8 protein-coding genes are annotated in these 8710 nt (G+C 68.1%); 4 read left to right on the top strand and 4 right to left on the bottom strand.

The window, feature by feature from the left end:
* Window positions 1-134: 134 nt before the first annotated feature.
* On the bottom strand, window positions 135-1256 hold the full coding sequence (gene serC, locus AB0F41_RS31135; protein ID WP_357430096.1) for a phosphoserine transaminase: 1122 nt from the start codon (window positions 1254-1256) through the stop codon (window positions 135-137).
* 63 nt (window positions 1257-1319) lie between these two features.
* Here serC and AB0F41_RS31140 point away from each other — a divergent pair, with 63 nt between their 5' ends.
* A complete protein-coding gene (locus AB0F41_RS31140; protein WP_357430098.1) occupies window positions 1320-2033 on the top strand; it encodes a hypothetical protein in 714 nt (237 codons plus the stop codon).
* 76 nt (window positions 2034-2109) lie between these two features.
* On the opposite strand, the gene AB0F41_RS31145 is transcribed toward AB0F41_RS31140, so the two are convergent.
* Entirely contained in the window at window positions 2110-3249 is a 1140-nt protein-coding gene (locus AB0F41_RS31145) for a citrate synthase 2 (RefSeq protein ID WP_357430100.1), read from the bottom strand.
* 60 nt (window positions 3250-3309) lie between these two features.
* Here AB0F41_RS31145 and pdxH point away from each other — a divergent pair, with 60 nt between their 5' ends.
* The 3 genes from pdxH (at window position 3310) to AB0F41_RS31160 (ending at window position 6096) form a co-directional block, all read left to right on the top strand.
* The gene (gene pdxH, locus AB0F41_RS31150) at window positions 3310-4029 is read left to right on the top strand and encodes a pyridoxamine 5'-phosphate oxidase (RefSeq protein WP_357430102.1); all 720 of its coding nucleotides are present in this window, start codon (window positions 3310-3312) and stop codon (window positions 4027-4029) included.
* A gap of 379 nt (window positions 4030-4408) precedes the next feature.
* On the top strand, window positions 4409-5707 hold the full coding sequence (locus AB0F41_RS31155; protein ID WP_357430104.1) for a citrate synthase: 1299 nt from the start codon (window positions 4409-4411) through the stop codon (window positions 5705-5707).
* A gap of 29 nt (window positions 5708-5736) precedes the next feature.
* Window positions 5737-6096: an FKBP-type peptidyl-prolyl cis-trans isomerase gene (locus tag AB0F41_RS31160; RefSeq protein ID WP_357430106.1), complete on the top strand. Its 360-nt coding sequence runs from the start codon at window positions 5737-5739 to the stop codon at window positions 6094-6096.
* Window positions 6097-6181: 85 nt separating this feature from the next.
* Here the strand turns inward: AB0F41_RS31160 and AB0F41_RS31165 are convergent, their stop codons facing one another.
* Window positions 6182-7540, bottom strand: coding sequence for a HAMP domain-containing sensor histidine kinase (locus AB0F41_RS31165; RefSeq protein ID WP_357430108.1), 1359 nt, complete (start codon window positions 7538-7540; stop codon window positions 6182-6184).
* Window positions 7537-8244, bottom strand: coding sequence for a response regulator transcription factor (locus tag AB0F41_RS31170; protein WP_357430110.1), 708 nt, complete (start codon window positions 8242-8244; stop codon window positions 7537-7539). Before AB0F41_RS31170 ends, AB0F41_RS31165 begins: the two co-directional genes overlap by 4 nt.
* Between the last annotated feature and the right edge of the window lie 466 nt (window positions 8245-8710).

The raw sequence follows: 8710 nt of genomic DNA on the forward strand, positions 1-8710 counted from the left end.
GAGGCCCAAACACAAAGGGTTCGGCCCGCGTCTGCTGTCAGCCCTCGAAGCGCACGTGGCGAAGCCACAAGTCTCGAGGGCTGACAGCAGACGCTCAGAAGGGCCGAACCTCGAGCGGCGGAGCCGCTCCAAAATTACAGCTGCTCGACCACCCAGTCGATGCTGCGGGTGAGCTGCGAGACGTCCTCGGGGTCGATCGCGGGGAACATACCCACGCGCAGCTGATTGCGTCCCAGTTTGCGGTAGGGCTCGGTGTCCACGATGCCGTTGGCCCGCAGAGTTTTGGCCACCGCGGCGGCGTCGACGGATTCGGCGAAGTCGATGGTGCCGACCACCTGCGAGCGATGGGCCGGATCGGTGACGAACGGGGTGGCGAACTCACTGGCCTCGGCCCAGGAGTACAGCCGCGACGACGAATCCAGCGTCCGCTTCACCGCCCAGTCCAGACCGCCGTTGCGGTTGAGCCAATCGATCTGGTCGGCGAACAGCAGCAGCGTCGCCAGCGCCGGGGTGTTGTAGGTCTGATCCTTGAGGCTGTTCTCCACCGCGATGGGCAGCGACAGGAAGTCCGGGGTCCAGCGGCCGGAGTCCTTGATCTCCTGGACCCGGGTCAGCGCGGCCGGGCTCATCAGCGCGATCCAGAGGCCGCCGTCGGCCGCGAAGCATTTCTGCGGGGCGAAGTAGTAGACGTCGGCATCGGTGATGTTCACCGGGAGGCCGCCCGCGCCGGAGGTGGCGTCGATGGCGACGAGTGCGTCACCGGAACCCGCGGGCCGCTGCACCGGCACCGAAACACCCGTGGAGGTTTCGTTGTGCGCCCAGCCGATCAGGTCGGCGGCCGGGTCGGCGACCGGCTCCGGCGCGCTGCCCGGATCGGCCGACACCACGATCGGATCCCCGAGGAACGGGTTCTTCTTGGTGACACTGGCGAATTTCGAGCTGAACTCGCCATAGGTCAGATGCAGGGAGCGCTCGCGGACCAGGCCGAACGCGGCGGCATCCCAGAAGGCGGTGGTGCCGCCGTTGCCGAGGACGACCTCGTAGCCGTCGGGAAGCGAGAAAAGCTCCCGCAGCCCGGACCGGACCCGGGCCACGACATCCTTCACCGGTTTCTGCCGGTGGCTGGTGCCGAATACGGAGGCACCCACCTCCACCAGGGACTGCAGCTGCTCCGGGCGAACCTTGGACGGGCCGCAACCGAAACGACCGTCGGCGGGCTTGAGGTCATCGGGGATGGTCGGGAACGCACTGGTCATGGCGAACAGCGTAGCCGCGCGGCTGCTGTGCCCCGTAACACACTCCGGCTAACGTGACCGGGTATGAGCATGCAGTCGTCAAGGGGCGCTGCCGGAGGTGGGTCCGAGGAAAACGGTGCGGGTGGTGCGGGCGAAGGCCCCGCCCTACCCGCCTCTTCCCGGCGAATACGCGACCTGCTGCCACGCCGTTTCCGGCGTCGCGGTGAAGCGCCGACGGGTGCGGACCGCCGCGATCTGCTCACCTACGGGACCGCCGGCTCGGCGACGGTCCTCGCGGCACGAACCCGCAGACGCGAACCCGGCTACACCTTCCGGGTGCGAGTGCGGGTGCCCGGAATCGCGCCCTACGAAGCCCAGGTGCGCCAACGGGTGTCCGGCGCCGAACTGGACCGGATGCGTCCCGGTGACCTGGTGTGCTGCCGGGTCGACCCCGCCGATCGCGACCGGATGGTGCTGTATCTACCCGGCGACACCGATCCCGGTCGCGCCGGGCTGGCGAAAATCCTGGCCGAGGGGCGGCGGGCGACCGGCACGGTCCTGGCGGTCACCCCGGTCGCGGCGGACTATTGCGGATGCGACGACCCGGTCATGCGGCTCGACCTGGAACTACGCACCTGGGACGAACCCGGTGCCTGGCGGGTCAGGGTGGTTCAGTCGGTGCCGCTGTCCGCGATCGGGTTGCTCGATCTGGGCGCGCGGGTGGAGGTCGCGTTCTTCACGGTCGATACGGGGGAATCGGTGGCTGTCGATTGGGAAGCCGAACCCGACCGGGCATGAGAGGTTCCGGGCGGGCCCGAGCAGGTCCCGGGCTCACACCCGGGCCTGTCGGGACCGCAGAGAGTGAGGCGCTCGGCTACACCGCTATCTCGCTCCAACCCGCGACGTCCTGCGGTGCGCGGGGGCCGGGGCCGGTGTAGATGGCGGCGGGACGGACCAGTTTGCCCAGTTTCTTCTGTTCCATGATGTGCGCGCACCAGCCCGCGGTGCGGCCGCAGGTAAACATGGCGGGCATCATATGGGCGGGGACCTCGGCGAAGTCCAGGATCACGGCGGCCCAGAACTCCACGTTGGTTTCGATGGCCCGGTCCGGGCGGCGTTCGCGGAGTTCGGCCAGCGCGGCCTGTTCCAGGGCGGCGGCCACCTCGAAGCGCGGTGCGGCCAGGCGGCGGGCGGTATCGCGCAGCACCCGGGCCCGCGGATCCTCGGCCCGGTAGACCCGGTGGCCGAAGCCCATCAGCTTCTCTTTGCGATCCAGGATCCCCTTGACCAGACTCCGGGCGTCGCCGCTGCGTTCGACCTCTTCGATCATCGGGAGCACCCGGGCGGGTGCGCCACCGTGCAGTGGGCCGGACATCGCGCCGATCGCGCCCGAGAGTGAGGCGGCCACATCCGCGCCGGTGGAGGCGATCACCCGGGCGGTGAAGGTGGAGGCGTTCATACCGTGTTCGGCCGCCGACACCCAGTAGGCGTCGATGGCCTCGGTGTGGCGGGGGTCCGGATCGCCTTTCCAGCGGGTCATGAAGCGGTCGGTGACGGTGGTGCACTCGTCGATCCGGCGCTGCGGGACCGCGGGCTGGTAGATGCCGCGGGCCGACTGGGCCACATACGACAGGGCCATCACCGATGCGCGCGCCAGGTTTTCCCGGGCGGTGGGCGCATCGATATCCAGCAGCGGCTGATAACCCCAGATGGGTGCGAGCATGGCCAGGCCCGCTTGGACGTCGACCCGGACGTCGCCGGTGTGTACCGGCAGCGGGAAGGGTTCGGCCGGGGGCAGGCCGTGGCCGAATTCGCCGTCGACGAGCAGGGCCCAGACGTCACCGAAGGTGACCCGGTTGCGGACCAGGTCCTCGATATCGACGCCGCGATAGCGCAGGGCGCCGCCATCCTTGTCCGGCTCGGCGATATCGGTGGTGAATGCGACGACCCCCTCCAGGCCGCTGACGAAATCATCCGGCACGCCGGCTCCCGAAACCGCGGAATTGGTGGTCATACGCGACTCTCCTTTCAACAGAACTCTAGCGCTTTGCTACTCAGGAGTAACGTCTGGCCCATGGCTGAGGTGGAGGAAACCCGCGCCGATCTCGCGGCCATGCGGGCCGAATACGGTGCGGGGCATTCCGGTCCGCGGGACCCGGGATCGCGGCAGGTCGTACACGACAGCGAGCTCGACGAGAATTCGGTGGCCGGCGGGTGGGAGCCCTTGCTGCGGCAATGGATGGAACAGGCCACCGTGGCGGGTGTGGCCGAGCCCAACGCGATGGTGCTCGCCACCCTCGACTCCGCGGGGCAGGCACCCCGGCCGGTGACGCGCACGGTCCTTTGTAAAGGGCTCTCGCCGGAGGGGGTCGTCTTCTACACCAACTACGACTCGGCGAAGGGGGAGCAACTGGAGGCCTCGCCCTATGCCTCGGCGACATTCCTCTGGACCCACCTGGCCCGGCAGGTTCATCTACGCGGCCGGGTCGAACGGGTGGCGGCCGCGGTTACCGAGACGTACTGGCGGTCGCGTCCCCGGGAATCCCAGCTCGGGGCATGGGCCTCGGCGCAATCGCGGCCGATCGGCTCCCGTGACGACCTCGACCGGCAGCTGATGCGGACCACCGCGCGATTCGCCGGTGCCGCCGAGATTCCGGTGCCCCCGCATTGGGGTGGGTATCTGCTGCGGCCCGGCGAGGTGGAGTTCTGGCAGGGCCGGCGCGGCCGGCTGCACAACCGGATCGTGCTGCGGATCGCCGGGCAGGGGATGACGGTACTGCGGCTGCAACCGTGAATCCGGCGCGCGCACGGAACCCGCGGCCGGGGCGGTACCGGGCCCGGACCGGTGGGGAGGTGACATTCCGCACGGTTTCGGCGAGTGTGAACTGGGTACGTTTGCCTACGCGGTCGCGAGGGTGGGTCACGGGTGTGATCCGCGCTCTGCCGGACGCCGCCCTCGAGGTCCGGTCCGCTCGCCCGATTCGGCCGGTCACAGCCGTAACAGAGGGTGCGAGAGCAGGCGAATCTCACGCGTTCGCGGACCGATTGTGAGATCGACGCGCGGGTACCCTCCCCGCCGGTCCCACCGAAGCAAGGTCTAGCGTCTACCGGTAACGCACCGTGTGCCGACCGCATGCGATGCCGATGGTCATAAGCCTGAGAGGGAACCTTCCGTGCCCGAGAATCACATCAATGACGCCAAACCGGTTCTCACCTTTCCCGGTGGCGAATACCCCATGACGATCGCCGAGGCCGCCGAAGGAAACGACGGTATCGATCTCGGCAAGCTGCTGGCGAGCACGGGATATACGACCTATGACCCGGGTTTCGTCAACACCGCGTCGACCAAATCGGCGATTACCTACATCGACGGTGAACAGGGCATTCTGCGCTACCGCGGTTATCCGATCGAACAGCTGGCCGATAATTCGACCTTCATCGAGGTCAGCTATCTCCTCATCTACGGCGAGCTACCCACCCAGGATCAGCTCGAGGACTTCACCGACAAGATCCGCCGCCATACGCTGCTGCACGAGGATCTGAAGCGCTTCTTCGACGGCTTCCCCCGCAACGCCCACCCGATGCCGGTGCTCTCCTCCGCCGTGAACGCCCTCTCGGCGTACTACCAGGACTCGCTGGACCCGCGCGACCCCGAGCAGGTCGAGCTCTCCACCATCCGGCTGCTGGCCAAACTGCCCACCATCGCCGCGTACTCGTACAAGAAGTCGGTGGGTCAGCCGTTCCTCTACCCTGACAACTCGCTGTCGCTGGTGGAGAACTTCCTGCGGATGACCTTCGGTTTCCCCGCGGAGCCCTACCAGGTGGACCCGGAGATCGCCGCCGCGCTGGATATGCTGCTCATCCTGCACGCCGATCACGAGCAGAACTGCTCCACCTCCACCGTCCGGCTGGTCGGCTCCTCCGACGCCAACCTGTTCACCTCGGTATCCGGCGGGATCAACGCGCTGTGGGGCCCGCTGCACGGCGGCGCCAACCAGGCGGTGCTGGAGATGCTCGACGGTATTCTCGCCGCCGGCGGGGACGTCAAGGAGTTCATCCGCAAGGTCAAGAACAAGGAAGACGGTGTGAAGCTGATGGGCTTCGGGCACCGGGTCTACCGCAACTACGACCCGCGTGCCGCCATCGCCAAGAAACACGCCGACACCATTCTGAGCAAACTCGGCAGCGATCCGCTGTTCGATATCGCCCAGGCGCTGGAGGAAGCCGCGCTCACCGACGACTACTTCGTCGAGCGCAAGCTCTACCCGAACGTCGACTTCTACACCGGCGTCGTGTACAAGGCGATGGGCTTCCCGACCCGCATGTTCACCGTGCTGTTCGCCATGGGCCGGCTCCCGGGCTGGATCGCGCACTGGCGGGAAATGCACAGCGAGGCCATCAAGATCGGCCGTCCGCGGCAGATCTACACCGGCTATGGTGCACGGGACTACGCCGAAATCACCAACCGCTGACACCGATTGAATCGAAGGGGATTCAAGGCATGAGCAAACCGGAGATCGAATTCCAGGAGGGCCCGGCGCCCACCGAACTGGCCATCAAGGACATCACCGTGGGTGACGGACCGGAAGCGGTCCCCGGTGGCACGGTCGAAGTGCACTACGTCGGTGTGGAGTTCGATACCGGCGATGAATTCGATTCGTCGTGGAACCGCGGCGAATCGATCAGCTTCCCGTTGCGCGGCCTGATCCAGGGCTGGCAGGACGGTATCCCGGGGATGAAGGTCGGCGGCCGTCGTCAGCTCACCATCCCGGCGGAACTGGCCTACGGCCCCGCGGGCGGAGGGCACCCGCTCTCCGGAAAGACCCTCGTATTCGTGATCGACCTGCTCGACGCGAAGTAATACCCGCCGGAAACGGCATGAGACACCCCCACGGAAAACGCGGGGGTGTTTCTGTTTCCCGGCCACGCCGAAGGGCAATTCCCGGTCAGCCGCGCCTTTCCGGCAGGAGCAACACCAGCCGCACCCCGCCGAGGACTCCGTCGTCGAAATAGGCGCGGCCCCCGTGCAGCTGCGCCTGCTGCGCCACCAAGGCCAGACCCAGACCCGAACCGCCTTTGCGGGCGTTGCTGCCGCGGGCGAATCGGGCGAAAACCGATTCGCGCTCTTCGACTGGCAGCCCACGGCCGTTGTCGTCGACCGAGACGACGATGCTGCCGTCGGTATGGCGGTGGGCCGACAGCACAACCTCGGTGGCCCCGCCGTGCTTCACCGAATTCTTCACCGCGTTGTCCACGGCCAGCCGCAGCCCCGCGGGCAGGCCCCGGGTCACCAGCTCGGCGTCGGTGTCGATACGGACCGAGAGACCGGGGTAGTGGCGCATCGCGTCGTGGGCGGCCTGATCACAGAGTTCGGCGATATCGGTGTCGATATGGTCGCGTTCGGAGGTCAGATCACCGGAGGCCAGGCGTTCCAGCGCGGCCAGCGTGGTCTCGACCCGCCCCTGACTGCGCTGCACATCGGCGAGGATCTCGGTGCGCTGGGACTCGTCCAGATCGAGGGTCGACAGCACTTCCAGGTCGGTGCGCATCGCGGTGAGCGGGGTGCGCAGCTCATGCGCCGAGACGGCGGCGAAATCCCGGGCCGTCTCCAGCGCGGCGGCGGTCTCGGCCTGGGCCTGATCGACCCGGCGCAGCATGGTGTTCACCGCGTCGGCCAGTTGTTCGGCCTCCAGCACGCCCGAACTGTCCACGGGTTCCGGAGTCGCGTCGCGGTATCCGGTGCGGGCCCCGACCTGCCGGGTGAGCACCATGATCGGCCGAACCGCCCGGCCGCCGAACAGCCAGCCCAGTCCCGCCGAGGCCGCGATCGCCAGCAGTCCGCCGACCAGCACCCACCGTTGCTGATCGGCCGTCGCCTCCGCCGCCTCGGTGGCGGGGATACCCAGCGATACCGTCCGCCCCGCGGGTTGATTCTCCGTCGTCGTCAACACCCGGTAAGGGGTTCCGTCCACATCGACCGTCCGCGAACCCGGATCCAGCTCCGGCAACCGGATCGAACTCGAGGCGACGACCTCACCGTCGTTCCGGACGGTCAGCGCCATATCGCGGTCGGGGCCCACCAGGTTCACCACCCCCACCGCGATCACCGGATCGATCACCACCAGCCGGGACGCTATCCGCAACTGCTGATCGGTCTGCTGCTGATTGTTGCGTTCGATCGCGGGCACCGCGATGGCGCTCACTATCGCGACGATGAGCACCGCCCCCGCCGCGGCGGCCCCGGCGACCCGGGTCCGCAGTGAATACGACCGCCGCCGTCGCCTGCCGGGACTTCCGCCGCTCACTTCGTTTCCCGCAGCACGAACCCCACACCGCGGATGGTGTGCAGCAGCCGCGGCGTACCGTCGGATTCCAGTTTCCGGCGCAGATAGCCGACGAAAACATCCACCACATTGGTATCGGCGGCGAAGTCGTAGCCCCACACCAGCTCCAGCAACCGCTCCCGGCTCAACACCACCCCCGCGTTGCGCGCCAGCGTCGACAGCAGCTCGAACTCGCGTTTGGTCAGCTCGATCTCCCGCCCGTTCACCAACGCCCGGTAACCGGCGGTATCCACCTGCAAGGGCCCCACCGTGATGGTGTCCGGCGCCTCCGCCGGCGCGGTATCGGTGCGCCGCCGCAGCAGCGCCTTGATCCGGGCCACCAGTTCGGCCAGGACGAACGGTTTGACCAGGTAGTCGTCGGCTCCCGACTCCAGCCCCGCGATCCGGTCACCCACCGAACTACGCGCACTCAGCACACAGATCGGCACCTCGTTGCCCATGGCCCGCAGCGCGGTCACCACGCCCGCGCCGTCGAGCACCGGCATATTCATATCCAGCACGATCGCGTCGGGGGCCCGCTCGGACACGGCCCGCAGGGCGGCGGCTCCGTCGCGGGCGATACTCACCTCGAACCCGGACAACCGCAAGCCCCGCTCGACGGACGCGAGCACGTCCTCGTCGTCGTCGACCACGAGCACGGCTGGGGTGGAGGTCCGATCGGTCACGGGTTCATTGTGCATGGGTTCCGGGGGTGTGGCGGGAGGTAGCGGGCGAGGGCGGTGGCCTGTTCGGTGTCGGGTCGTTCACGGCGTGAGGGTTCGGGGTGGGGTTGGTTGGGAGGCGGAGAAGTGGGCTTGGTTGCGGGGGTGAGGGGGTGGGCCTGCACGCCGAGGTGGGGGAGGTGGCCTTGGTCGCGAGGGTGGGGATGTGCCTGCTTGCGGAGGTGGGGGAGGTGGCCTTGGTCGCGAGGGTGGGGATGTGCCTGCTTGCGGAGGTGAGGGGGTGGCCCTGCTTGCGGAGGTGGGGAGGTGACCTCGCTCGTCAAGGTGAGGGGGAGGGCTTGCTCGCGAAGGTGGGCCAGGTGACCTTGCTCGTGAAGGTGCTGTGTTTTTGGCGCGCTGGCGCGCGCGGGGGTTCGGCCCCCTCGAGCGTCGCCTGTCAGCACGCGATACTCGCGCCTGCGGCGCATTG

Source organism: Nocardia sp. NPDC024068 (assembly GCF_040638875.1).
Lineage (GTDB): Bacteria > Actinomycetota > Actinomycetes > Mycobacteriales > Mycobacteriaceae > Nocardia.